The 17,400-nt window shown below is 67.2% G+C and carries 14 protein-coding genes; 7 read left to right on the plus strand and 7 right to left on the minus strand.

Features of this window, described 5'->3' with window-relative positions; genetic code table 11:
* Positions 1-188 precede the first annotated feature (188 nt).
* The 3 genes from THITHI_RS0112330 to hrpA all read right to left on the minus strand — a co-directional run bounded on the left by THITHI_RS0112330 (position 189) and on the right by hrpA (position 6,225).
* The gene (locus tag THITHI_RS0112330; protein ID WP_018233410.1) at positions 189-1,238 is read right to left on the minus strand and encodes an SO_0444 family Cu/Zn efflux transporter; all 1,050 of its coding nucleotides are present in this window, start codon (positions 1,236-1,238) and stop codon (positions 189-191) included.
* A 368-nt stretch (positions 1,239-1,606) separates the two neighbouring features.
* On the minus strand, positions 1,607-2,152 hold the full coding sequence (locus tag THITHI_RS0112335) for an REP-associated tyrosine transposase (protein ID WP_018233411.1): 546 nt from the start codon (positions 2,150-2,152) through the stop codon (positions 1,607-1,609).
* Between the two features lie 110 nt (positions 2,153-2,262).
* Positions 2,263-6,225, minus strand: coding sequence for an ATP-dependent RNA helicase HrpA (hrpA, locus tag THITHI_RS0112340; RefSeq protein ID WP_018233412.1), 3,963 nt, complete (start codon positions 6,223-6,225; stop codon positions 2,263-2,265).
* A 92-nt stretch (positions 6,226-6,317) separates the two neighbouring features.
* On the opposite strand from hrpA, the gene THITHI_RS0112345 reads away from it, so the two are divergent.
* Entirely contained in the window at positions 6,318-6,644 is a 327-nt protein-coding gene (locus THITHI_RS0112345; protein WP_018233413.1) for a HigA family addiction module antitoxin, read from the plus strand.
* A 122-nt stretch (positions 6,645-6,766) separates the two neighbouring features.
* On the opposite strand, the gene THITHI_RS0112350 is transcribed toward THITHI_RS0112345, so the two are convergent.
* The gene (locus tag THITHI_RS0112350; protein WP_026186315.1) at positions 6,767-7,228 is read right to left on the minus strand and encodes an RT0821/Lpp0805 family surface protein; all 462 of its coding nucleotides are present in this window, start codon (positions 7,226-7,228) and stop codon (positions 6,767-6,769) included.
* 165 nt (positions 7,229-7,393) lie between these two features.
* Between THITHI_RS0112350 and THITHI_RS0112360 the strand changes: the two genes are divergently transcribed.
* Both THITHI_RS0112360 and THITHI_RS0112365 read left to right on the plus strand, forming a co-directional pair.
* A complete protein-coding gene (locus tag THITHI_RS0112360; RefSeq protein ID WP_018233416.1) occupies positions 7,394-8,410 on the plus strand; it encodes an adenosine deaminase in 1,017 nt (338 codons plus the stop codon).
* Between the two features lie 163 nt (positions 8,411-8,573).
* Complete coding sequence (locus THITHI_RS0112365) at positions 8,574-9,524, plus strand: NmrA/HSCARG family protein (protein WP_018233417.1); 951 nt, start codon at positions 8,574-8,576, stop codon at positions 9,522-9,524.
* 59 nt (positions 9,525-9,583) lie between these two features.
* On the opposite strand, the gene THITHI_RS0112370 is transcribed toward THITHI_RS0112365, so the two are convergent.
* Entirely contained in the window at positions 9,584-10,672 is a 1,089-nt protein-coding gene (locus THITHI_RS0112370) for a methyltransferase domain-containing protein (RefSeq protein WP_156820539.1), read from the minus strand.
* A gap of 96 nt (positions 10,673-10,768) precedes the next feature.
* Here THITHI_RS0112370 and THITHI_RS0112375 point away from each other — a divergent pair, with 96 nt between their 5' ends.
* Entirely contained in the window at positions 10,769-11,815 is a 1,047-nt protein-coding gene (locus THITHI_RS0112375) for a GlxA family transcriptional regulator (RefSeq protein ID WP_018233419.1), read from the plus strand.
* A gap of 33 nt (positions 11,816-11,848) precedes the next feature.
* On the opposite strand, the gene THITHI_RS0112380 is transcribed toward THITHI_RS0112375, so the two are convergent.
* Positions 11,849-12,106, minus strand: coding sequence for a MoaD/ThiS family protein (locus THITHI_RS0112380; protein ID WP_018233420.1), 258 nt, complete (start codon positions 12,104-12,106; stop codon positions 11,849-11,851).
* A gap of 5 nt (positions 12,107-12,111) precedes the next feature.
* Positions 12,112-13,278, minus strand: coding sequence for a sialidase family protein (locus THITHI_RS0112385; protein WP_018233421.1), 1,167 nt, complete (start codon positions 13,276-13,278; stop codon positions 12,112-12,114).
* A 179-nt stretch (positions 13,279-13,457) separates the two neighbouring features.
* On the opposite strand from THITHI_RS0112385, the gene THITHI_RS0112390 reads away from it, so the two are divergent.
* From THITHI_RS0112390 to THITHI_RS0112405, 3 genes are all read left to right on the plus strand, one after another.
* The gene (locus THITHI_RS0112390; protein ID WP_018233422.1) at positions 13,458-14,069 is read left to right on the plus strand and encodes a YiiX family permuted papain-like enzyme; all 612 of its coding nucleotides are present in this window, start codon (positions 13,458-13,460) and stop codon (positions 14,067-14,069) included.
* Positions 14,070-14,258: 189 nt separating this feature from the next.
* Positions 14,259-16,706 carry a Lon protease family protein gene (locus THITHI_RS0112400; protein WP_018233424.1) on the plus strand — a complete coding sequence of 816 codons (2,448 nt, stop codon included), beginning with the start codon at positions 14,259-14,261 and terminating at the stop codon, positions 16,704-16,706.
* Complete coding sequence (locus THITHI_RS0112405) at positions 16,687-17,370, plus strand: hypothetical protein (RefSeq protein ID WP_018233425.1); 684 nt, start codon at positions 16,687-16,689, stop codon at positions 17,368-17,370. The genes THITHI_RS0112400 and THITHI_RS0112405 overlap by 20 nt, the downstream gene beginning before the upstream one ends.
* Positions 17,371-17,400: the final 30 nt, after the last annotated feature.

Raw genomic sequence — 17,400 nt, forward strand, 5'->3', positions numbered from 1 at the left:
TCAATTGTGGGTGCCGGCGGGTTTGTGGTCTGCCCGTGAGGTGTCCTTTCCGGGCGCGTGGATCGTGCAAGCAAGGCCGCACCCTTGCGTGCGGCACGACAGCAGGGACCTTCTCTGAAGAGGCGCCCGAATCTCTGAATAAGTTTAGACCGTTTTCCACGCCGTGGGCCGGGTCCCGGGGCAGCGCGCTATGGGGCGCTGCCGGGCAGCGCCCGGCCCAAGGCCCGCCTTGCCGGTCGTACGGCCAGGACCGCCAGAAGCAGCAGGGCCATCCAGCCCAGCCACTGCGGCAGCAGTTCCCGCGCGGCGCCCATCTGACCCGCGATGTCGAGACCGGCCCGGGTGACCAGCAGGTCCACCAGCGTGCCCAGCAGGACACTGCTCACCCCGATGCCCGTGAGGTAACGCGCAAGCGCGCCGGCGCCCAGCTCGCGGCGCAGCACGCCCAGGGTGGCCATGCTGGTGATGGGGCCCGCCAGCAGGAATACCAGCGCCGTGCCCGGTGAGACGCCCGCCAGAATCAGACCCGCTGCGATGGGTGTGGCGGCCGTGGCGCAGATGTACATGGGTATGCCGATCAGGGCCATGAACACCATGGGCAGCAGGCCGCTGCCCCAGGCCGCCAGGTTTTCCGGGGGCATGAACGCGATCATGCTGCCCGCCACCAGCAGCCCGATCAGCAGCCAGACGCTGATATCGTCGAGCACGTCCGTGAATGCATAGCGCAGCCCCCCGGCGAGCCGTGTGTAGATCGCCTGTTCGCGACCCTGTTGTGCCGGGGCATCGCAACCGGCGGCACAGCAGTCAGTCTGTGTCGCGCCGTGGCGTGGCATTCCGGTCTCGCGCGCCGCGCCCACCAGCAGCCCGGTGGCAATGGCCGTGCACACCGCCCCGAGCGCGCGTGCCGCCATCATGAAAGGGCCGAGCAGGGCGTAGCTGATGGCCACCGAGTCCACGCCGATGCCCGGTGTGCCGACGAGAAACGCCGTGGTGGGTCCGCGCCCCGCCCCGCCGCGGTGCAGGGCGAGCGCCGTCGGGATCGCCCCGCAGGAACACAGGGGCAGCGGCGCACCGATCACCGCCGCACGCGAGACGGCAGCGATCCCCCGCCCGCCCAGCCAGCGTTGCAGCATGGTCTCGGGGATGAACGCCTTCACCAGCCCCGCCGCCAGCAGACCCAGCAGCAGCCAGGGGGCGGCGGTCAGGGCGATGGAAAGGATTTCGTCGAGGAGGGTCATGACAGTGACCAGGCGACAAAGTCACGACCAATGATTGCAGGTACCAAACCCCTGTGCCAGTTCCCGGACTGTAGGTTGGGGTGAGCGCAGCGAACCCCAACATGACGGAGTTTCCCCGTGCCCCGGTGTGTTGGGGTTCGTCCCTCACCCCAACCTACAGGTTTCTGAGGCACACGGCATGCAGCCGGGCCCCCGTAGGTTGGGGTGAGCGCAGCGAACCCCAACATGGCGGAGGTCTCCCGCGCCCCGCATGTTGGGGTTCGTTCCTCACCCCAACCTACAGGTTTCTGAGGCACACGGCATGCAGCCGGGCCCCGTAGGTTGGGGTGAGCACAGCGAACCCCAACAACACCGCCGGGGAGACCGTTTCAACACCCACTGCTCCGCCTCTCACCAAACTCATTCTTGTCCGGCGCAAAGCGCCCACCCCAGTCTGCAGGCAGAATGCCACGCTCAATGAAGCGATGAATGCTGGAATAAGGCCATTCAGCCGGTTTCGCCACGAGCCCATGTTTCACCGGGTTGTAATGGATGTAATCCACGTGTCTCTCAAAGTCGGGATCGTCGCGGACAACATGTTCCCAATAACGTCTCTGCCAGACACCGCGCTCCCCCTTGGCGCGTCGGCTCGCATTCCGTGAGTCGATCCTTGGCATCCCTCTCGAAAACGCGCCCTTGATGAGCATCCACCGGATGTCGAAGTCCTGATCACCGTCAGGCAGGGTCCAGATGATGTGCATGTGATCAGGAAGGATCACAATGGCATCAATCGTGAACGGGTGGCGTAACTTCACTTTGCGGATTGTCGACCGAAGCAGGTCGATGTGATCGGTCAGCCAGGACCGGCGGCGGTCGGCGAGATTGACAGTGAAGAAGTATGTGGCTCCGGCGACGCGGGCACGGCGGTAGTTCATGATCCGGCATCCTTGCGATCCTGTCCGTGAGGGAAATCGTAGCATCGTCTGTTGGGGTTCGTCCCTCACCCCAACCTACAACTGCTCTCTTGCCACAGAGGGCGCAGAGGTCACAGAGAAAAAACAGAATGGTAGGTTGGGGTGAGCGCAGCGAACCCCAACACGCCGGAGACCGGGAAATCTCTGCCATGTTGGGGTTCGTTCCTCACCCCAACCTGCAGGTTTCTCCGCGCCTCCTCTACCCGCTTCACCGAGGCCTTCTCCACGGTGCCCAACTCCTGTGCAAACAGGCCCACGCGCAGTTCCTCGATCAGCCAACGATAGCGAACCAGCGCCTCCGAGGGTGAATCACCCGCCGCCTCGACTCGCGCCTTGCAGTCCTCCCACAAGGGCTCCACGTCCACGCGCATGCGCCGATCCTTGTCAGGGGCCTGGTCGAGCCGGTCCAGCCGCCGTTGGATGGCAGAGAGATAACGGGGGAAGTGTTCCACCCACTCCCGCGGGGTTTCCAGCAGGAAATGCGGACGGATCAGGTGTTCGAGCTGGTCACGGATGTCCGCGGCCGCCTCGATCCAGGACAGCGGCAGGCTGCCCTTGAGCCGTGCGCGGACCTCGTGAAATGCACCGAGTATCCGTCCGGCCAGTTCGCACAGCGCCTGTGTCTCGCCCACCAGTTCCCCACGCCCCGCCTCAAGACGCACCCGGAAGGCGTCCGCGTCCCGCGGCCAGGGTTCGTTCATGAACACCCGTTCCACGCCGGCGAACACCAGGTCGTCCCTGAGCGCCTCGCAGCGGTCCACCGGGTTGTACTGCAGACACAGGCGCTGGATGTCCGGCAGGTTGCGGTAGAGGTATTTCACCGGCTCGCGGGCCTGGAGCATGAACAGCCTGCGCAGCCCCGCGCGGTGGATGCGCCGTGCCTTGGCCGGGCTGTCGGCCAGCACCAGCGCCACGGCGTCCGCGTCGTCCCGAAGCGCCGGATACCCGCGCAGTGTCGCGCCGTGCTGCTCGAACTCCACGAACTCCGGCAGTTCGCCGAAGTCCCAGTCGGTCAGGCCCCCACGTTCGAAGCCTTCGGGGCGCTGCGCATCGAAGGTCTCACGGGCGCGCCCGGACAGCCGTGCCTTGATGGCCTCGAGATCCCGTCCGGCAGCCAGTTCCTTTCCTTCTGCATCCACCACCCGGTAACGCAGCACCAGGTGCGGATCCAGTGTCTCCCCGCGCCAGGCGTCGGGCGGCACCTGCGTCCCGGTGATCTCGCGCAGCACGCGGGTGATCGCGGGAATGAGCGGGCCTTCTCTCGATCCGAGCCGCTGCACGCAGGCGCGCGCGAACTCGGGCACCGGTACGAACTGGCGGCGCACGCCCTTGGGCAGGCTCTTGATCAGCGCCGCGATCTTCTCCTCCAGGAGTCCCGGCACCAGCCACTCCCCCGCGTGCGGGTCGAGCCCGTTGAGGGCGGCAAGCGGCACCGTCACTGTCACGCCGTCATCCTCCGCACCCGGCTCGAAACGATAGGTGAGCGGCAGCCGCAGTCCGCCGGTCTCCAGTGAATCCGGGAAGCGGTCGGCGCCCAGTTCCGCAGTCTCCTGCTGCAACAGGATCTCCCGGGTGAGCCTGAGGATCTCAGCGTTCTCTAGCTCCGCCTTCTTGCGCCAGCGCTCGAAGGTCGCACCGTCGTGCACGTCCTCCGGGATGCGGCTGTCGTAGAAGTCGTAAAGCACCTCTTCGTCAGCGAGCAGATCCCGGCGCCGCCCGCGGGCCTCCAGGTCCTCGATCTCGCGGATCAGGTCGCGGTTCTGTGCAAGGGCCGGCGCCTTGCTTCGCAGCCGCCCGGCCACCAGCCCCTCGCGGATGAACACCCGCCGGGCATCGGCCGGGTCGATGCGCCCGTAGTTCACGCGCTTCTTCGGATTCACCGTAAGCCCGTAGAGGGTGACGCGATCGAAGGCCGCCACCGTCCCCCGGCGTTCCTCGAAGTGCGGTTCGAAGTAGTGGTGCTTGAGAAGGTGCGGTGCAACTGTCTCCAGCCACCGGGACTGGATCGCCGCGCACTCGCGCGCGTACACCTTCGTGGTCTCGGTGATCTCCGCGGCCATGACCCACGCCGGGTTTTTCTTGAAAAGTCCCGAGGCCGGATGGATGTGGAAACGGCGGTTGCGCGCCCCCAGGAAGTCGCCGCGCTCGGTCTTCATGCCCACCTGGCTCACCAGTCCCGCAAGCAGTGCGCGGTGAATCGCGTCCGGTTCCGCCGGTTGCTGATTCTGCTTCAACCCCAGCTCGGTCAGCGACTGGCGCAACTGCCCGTGCAGGTCCTGCCATTCGCGCATGCGGATGAAGGAGAGAAACCGCTCCCGGCACCAGGCCCGAAGCTTGGACTTCGAGAGATGTTTCTGCTGTTCCCGCCAGTCATCCCAGAGCCTGGGCCAGCCGAGAAAATCGGAGCCCGCCTCGCGGTAGTGCGCATGGGCCTCGTCCGCCGCCTGGCGCTTCTCGGCGGGGCGTTCACGCGGATCCTGAATGGCGAGAAAGGCCACGATGCGCGTGACCTCCGTCACCGCGCCCTCGCGCCCGGCGGCCAGCAGCATGGCGCCCAGGCGCGGGTCCAGCGGCAGGCGCGCGAGCCTTCGGCCCGCCTCCGTGATGCGGTGGCGGGCATCCACCGCGCCCAGTTCCTCCAGCAGCTTGTAGCCGTCGCGGATCAGGCGCGCATCCGGCGCATCCACGAAGGGAAAGCGCTCCGGGTCGCCCAGGTTCAGGTTCGCCATCTGCAGGATGACGGACGCCAGATTCGAGCGCAGGATCTCCGGGTCCGTGAACTCGGGCCGGAGCGAGAAATCCTCCTCCGAGTAGAGGCGTACGCAGATCCCCGGCCCCAGCCGCCCGCAGCGCCCGGCGCGCTGGCTGGCCGAGGCCCGGGAGATCGGTTCGAGGGAAAGCCGTTGCACCCGCGAGCGCCACGCATAGCGGCTCACCCGCGCAAGCCCCGAATCGACCACGTAGCGGATGCCCGGCACCGTGAGCGCCGTCTCGGCCACGTTGGTGGCGAGCACCACGCGACGTCCGGTATGCGGTGCGAACACCCTGTTCTGTTCGCCGGCGGAGAGGCGCGCATAGAGCGGCAGGATCTCCGTGTGTTTCGGGTGATGCTTGCGCAGCGACTCCGCCGCCTCGCGGATCTCGCGTTCGCCCGGCAGGAACACCAGCACGTCGCCGGTGCCCTCCGCCGCCAGTTCGTCCACCGCCTCAACGATGGCGGTGTTCAGGTCGCGATCCGATTCCGCGTCCTCGTCCTGCACCGGCCGGTAGCGTACCTCCACCGGCCAGGTGCGCCCGGGTACCTCGTAGACCGGTGCATCACCGAAGTGTCCCGCGATGCGTTCCGGGTCCAGGGTGGCGGAGGTGATGATGAGCTTCAGGTCCGGGCGCCGGGGCATGAGCTGCTTGAGATAGCCCAGCAGGAAATCGACATTGAGGCTGCGCTCGTGGGCCTCGTCGATGATCAGCGTGTCATAGGCGCGAAGCTCCGGGTCGGCGCGCAGCTCGGCCAGCAGGATGCCGTCGGTCATGAGCTTCACGAAGCTTTCCGGCCGCGTGTGATCCGAGAAGCGCACCTTGAAGCCCACCGCCTCGCCGATGCGTGAATCCAGTTCCTCCGCGATGCGCGCCGCCACCGAGCGGGCCGCGATGCGCCGTGGCTGGGTGTGGCCGACGAAGCCGTTGACGCCGCGCCCCAGGTCCAGGCAGATCTTGGGCAACTGCGTGGTCTTGCCAGAGCCCGTCTCGCCGCAGATCACGACGACGGAGCTGTCCGCGATCAGCTTCGCGATCTCTTCGCGGTGTTCCGAGACGGGCAGGTCCTCGGGGAAGCGTGGCTTCGGCAGCGATGCCCTGCGCACGTCACGAGCGGCGTGCGAGGTCTCGATGCGGCGTTGGAGTTCGGCGGCCATGCGGTCTGCGGGCTTGCCGGTGGCCAGGCGTTTATTCAGGCGCGCAAGTTCGCGTTCCAGGGCGGGGCGGTCCCTGGAGAGGCATTCGGCGATCAGTGGTGCCAGCGTGTCGGGGGAGGTCAAGAGAGGAATGGTCAGGATGGACAGGATTTCTCAGGATGGACAGGATACTGCAGATGGCTGGAGGCTGCAGGAGGCAACTGCTTGATTCGACTATGCTCGGCAGGTCGCAGTCAGCCAGCGGTCGTAGGCCGGATAAGGCGCAGCCGCATCCCGGTGAGTTCATCCGGGAAGTCTATCTGGAACCCTTTGGCCTGAGCGCGCGACAGTTGGCCGTGAAGCTCGGCGTGTCTCCCTCCACGCTGACGCGCGTGATCAACGGCAGCAGCGGCGTGAGTCCGGAGATGGCCGTCTGGTTGTCCAGGGCGCTGGGCCGCTCCCCGGAAAGCTGGCTGGCGATGCAGGACGCCTATGACCTGTGGCAGGTACGCCGGCGCGTGCGGCTTGACGATGTGGAGGTGATCCGGTTCGAAGTGGCGTGAGTTGCGGGTCTGCTTCGATCAGGGCCCGGTGGTGAAGTCGCAGGTGCGGGTGGGCACTACCATGTGCCGGTGTCCGGCGCCCTGCGGGAAGCGCCCCCCAGGACTCGCAGCCGCACCCGATTTCAGTTCTGGATCCGCCAGCTGCCGTCGGGCTGACGGCATGCGGTGCCGTAGACCTGCTCCACGCGCCCGCCGACCACGGCGTCGATGGTGTACTCCCGGCAGGGTCCGGCGGTGGTCTCGTAGGTGCGGGTGGGTACCACCGTATACTGGTGGCCGGTGTCCGGGTTCACCCACTTGGCGGGCACGCCGGTGCGCACGGTCTCCAGTGTCTCGGCGGTCTTCATGCGGTCCACCTCGTCCATGGATTGTCCCACCGCGCCGCCGATGGCGGCGCCGATCAGGCTCCCGGCAATGATCGCCGCGGTGCGTCCGCGGCCCGCGCCCACTTCAGAACCCAGCACGCCGCCGAGCACGCCGCCGATGACCATGCCCGCCTGTTCCGAGGGGCCCTGGTAGGTGGCGCAGCCCGCCATGGCGACACTGCCTCCGAGTATGAGAGCATAAAGCGTCTTGCGTATCATGAGGCTGTTCTCCGGAATCGGCCGCGTTCTTCGGTCCATGACCCATGACTCTAGCCCATCATGTCCGCCATGGCCGTGATCCGGATCATCTGATCGCCCGATTCGGGCGGCACCGTCCGTGGACCCGCGGGATCTCCCCGCTCACCGGGGCCCGAAGGAGACAGCATGGATCACGACATAGACCGTTTGCCCAAGGTGGAGCTGCACATCCACATTGAAGGGTCGCTCGAACCCGAGTTGATGTTCGCCATGGCCGAACGCAACGGGGTCGCCCTGCCGTATGCCTCGGTGGAGGATGTCCGGCGCGCCTACGAGTTCTCCGACCTGCAGTCTTTTCTCGATATCTACTACGCGGGCGCCCGCGTGCTGTTGACCGAGCAGGACTTCTACGACATGACCTGGGCGTATCTGGAGCGCTGCCGGAACGACAACGTGCGCCATACGGAGATCTTCTTCGATCCCCAGACCCATACGGACCGCGGCGTTGCTTTTGAAACGGTGATCGATGGCATCAGTCGGGCACTGAGCGACGGCGAGCGGCTGCTAGGCATTTCCAGCCGCCTGATACTGTGTTTCCTGAGGCACCTGAGTGCCGAGGCCGCCATGGCCACGCTGGAGCAGGCGCTTCCCTTCGGGGACCGGATTGCGGCCGTCGGTCTGGATTCGTCCGAGACGGGTCATCCGCCGGCCAAGTTCCGGGCGGTGTTTGATCGCGCGCGTGCCGTAGGGTTTGCGTCCGTGGCGCATGCCGGCGAGGAGGGCCCGCCGGATTACATACGCCAGGCACTCGATCTGCTCAAGGTCAGGCGCATCGATCACGGGGTGCAGTGCGTTCGGGACCCGGATCTGGTCCGCCGTCTGGCCGACGAGCAGATCCCCCTGACCGTCTGCCCGTTGTCGAACGTCAAGCTGTGCGTGTTCGACCGGATCGAGGACCATAATCTGAAACAGCTCCTCGGGGCCGGCGTCTGTGTGACGGTCAATTCCGATGATCCGGCCTACTTCGGAGGTTATATCGGCCGCAACTTTCGCGCCACGGCCAGGGCCCTGGATCTCGACCGGACGGAGATCGAGCAGCTGGCGCGAAACGCGGTCACGGCGTCGTTTCTCGATGCCGCCGGCAAGCAGCGGCTGCATGCCGAAATCGACCGATGGCGCGCGGGGCCGGTTCCGGAGGCATGAGCGATCCGGCGCCCCGGCCGGTTCCTGTTCCGCCGGCGATGGCTATACTCGGTGGCAAAACCCGGGCCGGTCCTTCGGGTCCGACGCGCACGGGCCGTCGGACGTGCCCGTATCGCACGACCGTTGCATCCCCGTTCATACCCTGTCCAGGGAGAGATCTCGCATGGCTCCTTTGAAAACCATCGTTGTCGTCGGCGCCACCGGTGCCCAGGGGGGCGGACTGGCGCGCGCCATTCTCCATGATCCGGACGCCCCGTTCCGGGTGCGTGCGCTCACGCGCAATGCCCGATCGGAAAAGGCGGAAGCACTCGCCCGGCTCGGGGCGGAGGTGGTCGAGGCCGATCTGGATGACCGGGAAAGCCTGAAACGGGCCTTCCAGGGCGCCTGTGGCGCGTATTGCCTGACCAACTTCTGGGAGCATTTTTCTCCGGACAAGGAACTGGTACAGGCGGCGAACATGGCCGCGGCTGCTGCTGACGCGGGCCTGGAGCATGTCATCTGGTCGACGCTCGAAGACACCCGCAAGTGGGTGCCGCTGGATGATGACCGCATGCCGACGCTCATGGAACGGTACAAGGTGCCTCACTTTGACGCCAAGGGCGAGGCCGATCGTTTGTTCTCCGATCGAAGCCTGCCGACGACGTTCCTGCTGACCTCGTTCTACTGGGAGAACTTCATCCATTTCGGCCTCGGGCCGAAGCGGGGCCCGGATGGCGTGCTCGCCCTCACCCTGCCCATGGGCGACGCAAAACTGCCGGGCATCGGCTGCGAGGATATCGGCCGGTGCGCCTACGGCATCTTCAGGCGCGGTGGCGACCTGATCGGCAGGACCGTGGGCATCGCCGGCGAGCATCTCACGGGCGCGCAGATGGCGGCGGCCCTGACCCGGGCGCTGGGCGAGGAGGTGCGCTACAACGATGTGCCGGCCGAGGTATTCCGCGGCCTCGGCTTTCCGGGCGCGGACGATCTGGGCAACATGTTCCAGTTCAAGCGCGACTTCAACGACGATTTCTGCGGCGCGCGGAGCATCGATGAGGCCCGGGCACTCAATCCCTCGCTGGAGACGTTCGACCAGTGGTTGGCCCGGAACAGGGGCCGTATTCCCCTTGAGTGAGAGACGCACACGGTGCCCGGGTTTGCCGTTGGCTTCGCACGCACACGACCGTCAGGTCTTCATGGCCGGCAGATGAAGTAGTCGTTCTGGATGTCGTGGGCCAGTTCGTGGATCTCCACGCTGTCGAATCCCGCCGCCTTCATGTATTCGAGCGCCTTCTGCCGGCCCCACATGGTGCCCAGCCCCTCACCACCCTGCGCCAGGGACACGGTCATGCAGTGCATGACCGAGACGGAAAACAGGAATGCGCCCAGGGGGTGACTCACGTTCTCGTGGTGGGCGGTGGATGCCCGGATATCCTGGGCCAGGTAGATGCCGTCATCGGCGAGCGAGCGGCGGATCCCCTTGAGTACGGCCAGCGGTTTCGCCTGGTCATGAATGGCATCGAAGGTGGTGACCAGATCGAAGGCCCCGGGCGCGGCGGTCCGGTCGAAGTCGGTGAGATCCCGGCTCTCGAAGTGCAGGTTCTCCAGGCCCATCTCCCGGGCCTGTTGCCGGGCCCAGCCGATGGCCTCCTCCGACAGGTCGTAGCCGGTAAAGCGGCTTTCGGGATAGCGTTCCGCCATCATCATCAGTGCCCGCCCCCGGCCGCAGCCCACATCCAGCACGCGGATGCCCGAGGCCAGGCGCCCGGACAGTTCCGGGGCCAGCGGCAGGATGTGATCGAACAGGGCGCTCAGCACCGTCTGGCCGCTGTCCTCGGCCATGACCTCGTGGAAGCGGGTATAGCGTTCATAGGGGACGCCGCCGCCTTCCCGGAAACACCGGACGATGTCGTCCTCCACCTGACCCATCATGGGCACGAACTGGGCATAGACGGCCAGGTTGACCTCGCCTTGATCGGTAAGCAGGGCCGCGTGTTCGGAGGGCAGGCGGTAATGCCCCTCGTCCGGATCCATGACCACCACGCCCGCCGCCACCATGCCGCCCAGCCACTCGCGCACATAGCGTTCCTGAAGCCCCGTGCGCCGGGCCAGCGCCTCGCTGGACAACGGCGGTGCGCCGGCCATGGCGGCCAGCAGTCCCGTGCGGTGGCCGATGGATGTCATCAGCAGCATGCCGGCTTCGTTGAGTGCGGTGACCAGGCGCGTCTCGAAGGCGCCGGCTGCATCCTGTTCCTGTTGCCCCATCATTGTTGCGCTGCACATAACCAGACCTCCCCGAAAGCATTCAGTGGACCCAGGCTACGTGAGGGGCGGGGTGCATGCTAAAGTGAAAAATGACGTCATCTGGTGTTTTCTGCCATGCCGGATTCATCCCGCAAGCTCACCGTTGCCCTGCTGACCATGCCGGAGACCACGGCGTCGGCAGTCTTCGGCATCTACGACCTGTTTGCCTCCGTGGATCGGGACTGGGCGTTCGTCACCCGGGGCGCAACGGCGGAATCCCCCTTCCGGGTGATGACCGTGGCCGCGGACACGGCCGGTTTCCGTATGGCCAACGGCGTCTATCTGAAGCCGGATGTGGACATTGAATCGGCGGGCACCCCGGACATGGTCTGTATCCCGGAACTGCTCGTGAACCCGGACGAGGATCTGTCCGGGCGCTATTCGCGGGAGATCGCCTGGCTGAGGACCTGTCACGATGCCGGTGCCTACCTGGGGGCTGCCTGCTCGGGTGCCCTGCTGCTGGCGGAGACCGGCCTGCTGGCGGGCGGCGATGCCACCACCCATTGGGCCTATTGCGACGCCCTGGGGCGGCGCCACCCGGACGTGCGGATCCATCCTCGCCAGGCACTGGTCACCACCGGGCAGGGTCAGCGGATCGTGATGGCGGGCGGCGGGTCCTCCTGGCAGGATCTGGCCCTCTATCTGATTGCCCGCACGGCCGGTCTGGACCGGGCGCTGCAGGTGGCCAAGATCTTCCTGATCGACTGGCACCATATCGGCCAGCAGCCCTATGCGCTGCTGACGCGCCACTCCCAGTCGGGGGACGCGCTCATCGCCCGCTGCCAGCAGTGGGTCGCCGAGCATTACAACGCGCATCATCCGGTGCGCGCCATGACGGAACTCAGCGGGCTGTCGGAGCGCTCTTTCAAGCGGCGTTTTCTGAAGGCCACCGGCCTGACGCCCATGGCGTACGTCCAGACCCTGCGCCTGGAGGAGGCCAAGCAGTGGCTTGAGTCCGGCGACACGCCCGTGGAGGCCATCGCGGAGGCCGTGGGCTACGAAGACAGCAGTTTCTTCAGCCGCCTTTTCCGCCGCGAGGTCGGCCTGACCCCGGCACAGTACCGCAAGCGTTTTGGTGCGCTGCGCCGCGTCCTGGCAGCCGAATCGGAACGGGCGGGCTGACTCGCCGGCCCGGCCTTCGTGGCGCAGGGCGCTTCAACCCCCGCTGAGGGCCTGGACGATCACCACCTCGTCATCCTCGCGCAGGGGCAGCGACAGGTCGAACACCGCCTCGTTATTGACGAAAAAGCGCATGTGCGGCCGCATCCGGTTCTGTTCATCGATCACACGGAAACGGATTCCAGGGAACTGTCGATCCAGGTCCTCCATCACCTCCGCGAGCGTCGATCCTCCCGCCTCCACGCGGGCGCGGCCGGTGTAGGCGTGCAGTGGTGTCGGTATGAGCACATTCATGGGCGTCAGTCTCCCGGTGCGGCTTGCGCGGCCTCCACGGCGTAGATCTCGGGGAGGTGCCGCGCGATGCGCACCCAGTGCCCGCCCTCGTCACGACTCGCCCACAACTCGCCGCTGGTCGTACCGAAGTACAGGCCGACCGGGTCCAGGGTGTCGGCGGTCATCGCCTGGCGCTTCACGGTCCACCACGCCTGCTCGGCGGGGAGCCCGCTGTCGGACCGTTGCCAGCTTTCACCGCCATCGCGTGTCCCGTAGACCGCGGGTTTCCCGTCCGGACAGGTGCGCGGCCAGACGTCGGTGCCGTCCATGGGGAATACCCACGCGGCGTCCGGATCGCGGGGATGCACGACCATGGGAAAGCCGACGTCGCCCGCCTGTTCCGGCATCCGCCGGCCGATGCGCACCCACGCGTCGCCGGGCCGGTCGAGCCGGTAGATCCCGCAGTGATTCTGCTGGTAGAGGCGGTCGGGATTGCCGGGACACATCCGCACGCAGTGGGGGTCATGGAAACTGACGTCGGATGGATCGAACCCTTCGACCACCTCCATCCCCTTGACCAGCGGCACGAAGGTCCGGCCACCATCGGTGGACTCGTGCACGCCACCGCCGGACATGGCGAAGTAGAGGTGTGCCGGATCGCGCGGGTCCACCAGTATGGAGTGCAGTTTCGGGCCGTCCGGGGTGCCGTCCTGCACGGTGCCCATCCAGGCCCGGTACTGCGGGTCGTCGTTGATGTGGGAGAACGGTGCCCAGGTGACGCCGCCGTCATCGGAGCGGAACAGGCCCTGGGGGGAGGTGCCGGCATACCAGGCGCCGGGTTCGTTGCCATGGCAGGGGGTGAGCCAGAAGGTGTGGTCCACGGCGCGGCCCCCGCCGCCCGGCTCCGGCGCGAAGGCGGGCGGGCGTTCGGCCTCCCTCCAGGTGCGCCCGAGATCGGTGGAGCGGTACACGGTGGGGCCCAGGTGCCCGGTGCTTGCCGCCGCCAGCAGGGTGCGGCCGTCGCGCGGGTCGAGCACCATGTGGTGGATGATGTGACCGAGAAAATGGGGCCCGTCGATCCGCCAGTCCCGGCGTTGCGGATCGCCATGGAACAGCCACGCGCCCTTGCGCGTGGACACGAGTACGACCAGGCGCCGCGCCGCGGGTGTTGCAGGTTTGCTGTCTCTTGCCATGCGTCCATCCTCAGGTTGCCGGTTCTGTTCAGAGGACGAACGAACGGCGTGCGGATCGACATACTGCTATAGCATCAATCGGCCGCGAGGCCAGGCATGCCCCGTCCCACGGGCCGTTGTGTTTGCCGGAGGCGGCGGCCGGGTTAAGCTGAAGCACAGGCAGGTTGTACGGCATACCAATGAAATCACCTTTCCGACATCTTCTCGTCCTGCCGGCCGCCCTTCTCAGCCTCGCGGCGGGAAACTACGAGCCCAGGGATGGCGATATCGTCTTCCAGGACTCGCAGGCGCCGGAATCCCTGGCGATACAGATGGCAACGGACTCGCCCTACAGCCACGTGGGCATCGTGGTCGTCCGGGATGGCGAACCTGTCGTCTGGGAGGCCGTGAATCCGGTTACCGCAACGCCATTCGCGCAGTGGGTGGCCAGGGGGCGGGAGGGCCACTTCGTGGCGAAGCGCCTCGTGGATGCCGGCGAGTTGCTGGGTGACGAGGGCGCGCGACGGCTGCAACAGACCCTGGAGGACTTTGCCGGCCGTCCCTACGATTTCCGTTTCTCCTGGTCCAGCGACGCGATCTACTGTTCGGAGCTGGTATGGAAGTCATACGACAAGGCCCTGGGCATCCGGCTGAGCACGCCCAGGCGCATGGGCGATTACGATCTCTCGCATCCCGCGGTGCGGGAACAACTGGGCGAGCGATTCGGGGATGCGGTGCCCCTGGATGCGCCGGTGGTCTCGCCCGCGGCCCTGTTCGACTCGCCGCGCCTGCGCAAGGTCCACGAGCCATGAGGTCCCGTGCCACGGTTCTCACGCCTCGGGTGCATGATCCGGAGCCGTGGATGCGGTGATGATGCAGGCCCGGGGTGCCGGCGGCACGATCGTCACGGCGGCGAACGCGCCCGACCGTTTCCCCGATTCGCATCTGCTATGGTTCTGTGAGACGGTGTTTCCCCCTCGGGTTGCCTGGAGCGTGTGCTGATGTCCGGTTTTCACAAGGAGCCGAATCGCCCGGAAGGCGATGTGCCTGACGAATTGTCGCCGGAGTCGCTGTTTCATGCCTGCGATCCGCGGCTTCTGGATTTTGAAACCACCGCGGATCTGCCGGAACTGGACAAGGTCATCGGTCAGGATCGGGCGCTGGAGGCGCTCGATTTCGGCATCGGCATGCCTCACGAGGGTTACAACCTCTACGTGCTGGGTTCCACGGGCCTCGGCAAACGCACCCTGGTGAACCGGTTGCTGACGGAGGCCTCGGCCGGTCGTCCGGTGCCGGGCGACTGGTGCTACATCAATGATTTCGACGCGCCCCACCGCCCCCGCGGCCTTCGGCTGCCGCCGGGAATGGGGCAGGCGCTGCGCCGCGACATGCAGCAGGTGATGGAGGACATCATCAGCGCGCTGGCCGCGGCCTTCCAGAGCGAGGCGTACCGGACCCAGGCCCAGGAGATCCACGACGAGTTCAAGGAGCGCGACGAGCAGGCCTTCGCGGCGCTGCGGGAGAAGGCCGGGGACCGCAACGTGGTGCTGCTGCGAACCCCTGGCGGCTACACCATGGCGCCGACCCGGGACGGGGAGATCCTCGACGCGGGTGAGTTCGAGAAACTGACCGAGGAAGAGCAGAAGGCCATCGAGTCGGCGGTGGAGGAACTCAAGCAGGACCTGAAACAGCTCATCGCGCAGATTCCCCGCTGGCAGCGGGAGATGCGCGAGCGCCACAAGGAACTGAGCCTGAGCGTCTCCAGCTTCACCGTGGACCAGCACCTGGGGGAGCTGCGCAGGAAGTACCAGGACCTGGAGGACGTGCAGGCCTTCATCGATGCCCTGCGCAAGGATCTCCTGGAGAACGCCGAACAGATCCGCAGCCTCGGCGAGGAAGAGGACGGCGGGTCCAATCCGCCGGGCCAGGCCGCGCGGCAGCTCAACCGCTACAAGGTCAACGTGCTGGTGGACAATGCCCGCACCGAGGGCGCCCCCGTGGTCTACGAGGACAATCCCACCTACCAGAATCTGGTGGGGCGCGTGGAGCACACGGTGCAGTTCGGCACGCTGGTGACCGATTTCTCCCTGATCAAGTCCGGGGCGCTGGCCCGGGCCAACGGCGGTTATCTGGTGCTGGATGCGGACAAGGTGCTCAGCCACCCGTTTGCCTGGCAGGCCCTGAAGCGCGCCCTGCGCGCCCGGGAGGTGCGCATCGAATCCCTGGAGGCCATGCTCAGCATGGCCAGCACCACGACGCTCGAACCCGAGCCCATCCCCCTGGACCTGAAGGTGGTGCTGGTAGGCGACCGGCTGCTCTACTACCTGCTCCAGGAATACGATCCCGAGTTCGCGCGCCTGTTCAAGGTGGCCGCCGACTTTTCCGAGGACATCCGCCGTGACGAGGAGGCCACCCGCCTCTATGCGCGCCTCATCGCCATGCAGCAGCGCGCGGGGGGATTGCGGCCCCTGGCGCGGGATGCGGTGGCCCGGGTGATCGAGCAGGCCGCGCGGCGCGTCTCAGACGGCGAGCGCCTGTCGCTGCACATGGGCGCGCTGGATGACCTGCTCCGGGAAGCCGACTACCTGGCCGGGCAGGACGGCGCGGACCGGGTGGAGGCGGCGCACGTTGAACAGGCGGTGGCGGCGGGTATCCGGCGCCTGAGTCGTATCCGGGAGCGGGTGCACGAGGAGATCGCGCGCGGCATCCAGCTGGTGGAACTGGACGGCGAGCGGGTGGGGCAGGTCAACGGCCTGTCCGTGATCAGCCTGGGCGAGTTCAGTTTCGGCCGGCCCTCGCGCATCACCGCGACCGCGCGCCTGGGCGAGGGCGAGGTGGTGGACATCGAACGGGAGGTGGAGCTGGGCGGCGCGATCCACTCCAAGGGCGTGCTGATCCTGTCGTCCTACCTGGGCTGGCGTTTCAGCGCGGATCAGCCCCTCTCGCTGGCCGCGAGCCTCACCTTCGAGCAGTCCTACGGGATGGTGGAAGGCGACAGCGCCTCGGTGGCGGAGTTGTGCGCCCTGCTCTCGGTGCTGGCCGACGTGCCGGTGCGCCAGGCCCTGGCGGTGACCGGGTCGGTCAACCAGCACGGAGAGGTGCAGGCCATCGGCGGGGTCAACGAGAAGATCGAGGGCTTCTTCGACGTGTGTTCGGCGCGCGGTCTCACGGGCAGGCAGGGGGTGATCATCCCGGCCGCCAACCGGCCTCACCTCATGCTGCGCCTGGATGTGGTGGAGGCGGTGCGCGAGGGCCGGTTCCATGTGCATGCGGTGCGTCACGTGGATCAGGCGGCCGCGCTGCTCACGGGCGTGTCCGCCGGTGCGCCCGACGCCGGGGGGCAGTGGCCGGCCGACAGCCTCAACGGCCGGGTGCAGGCGCGGCTGATGACCCTGGCCCGCCTGCGCCAGGCCTGGTCGGCACGCAACGATGACCGCGATTCTCTCTGAACTGCGCCTGCGCCGCGTCCTGCTGGCACTGGACGTGGCCGGTGCGCCGCCGGCCGCCCTGTCCTATGCGGTGACCCTGGCGGCGCGTTTCGAGGCGGATCTGGAAGCGATGCTGCTGGCTCAGGCGGAACTGACCCGCGTGGCCACGCTGCCCTTTGCCACGGAGGTGAGCCTCCTGGCCGGCATGGAGCGGCGCCTGGATGCCGCCCTGATGCAGCGCAGTCTTCAGGGCACGACGGCACGGCTGCGCGCCTTGATGGCGGAACTGGCCGGGCCGGCGCGCGTGCGCTGGTCGCTTCAGGTGGCCGGCGGCCCGGGATGGGAGACCCTGCTGGCGGAACTGGGCGAAGGCAGCCTGCTGGTACGGGCCCATCACGGCCATCACGTGCCCGCGGCAGGCGCACAGCCGCACGGGGGGGTGTGCGCGGTGTTCGATGAAAGCCCCGCCGGCCGGTCCGCGCTCGAGCTTGCCCGGTCGCTGGACACGCGGGCCGTGTGCGTGCCGGCCGCCGGTGCCGGGTTGGCCGCGCGGTTGACCGCCCTGCGCCCGCAGACGCTGATCCTGCCGGCGGGATTCTTCGCGCAACACGCCCCCATGCTCCGCCCGCTCCTCGCGCGCCTGGGCTGTACGCTGCTGGTGGTGGGACAGGAGAGGCTGAAGTAGGAAGGGAGAAGTGGGAAGTGGGAAGGGGGA

Origin of the sequence: Thioalkalivibrio thiocyanodenitrificans ARhD 1 (genome assembly GCF_000378965.1) — a bacterium.
Taxonomy (GTDB): Bacteria; Pseudomonadota; Gammaproteobacteria; order Ectothiorhodospirales; family Ectothiorhodospiraceae; genus Thioalkalivibrio_A; species Thioalkalivibrio_A thiocyanodenitrificans.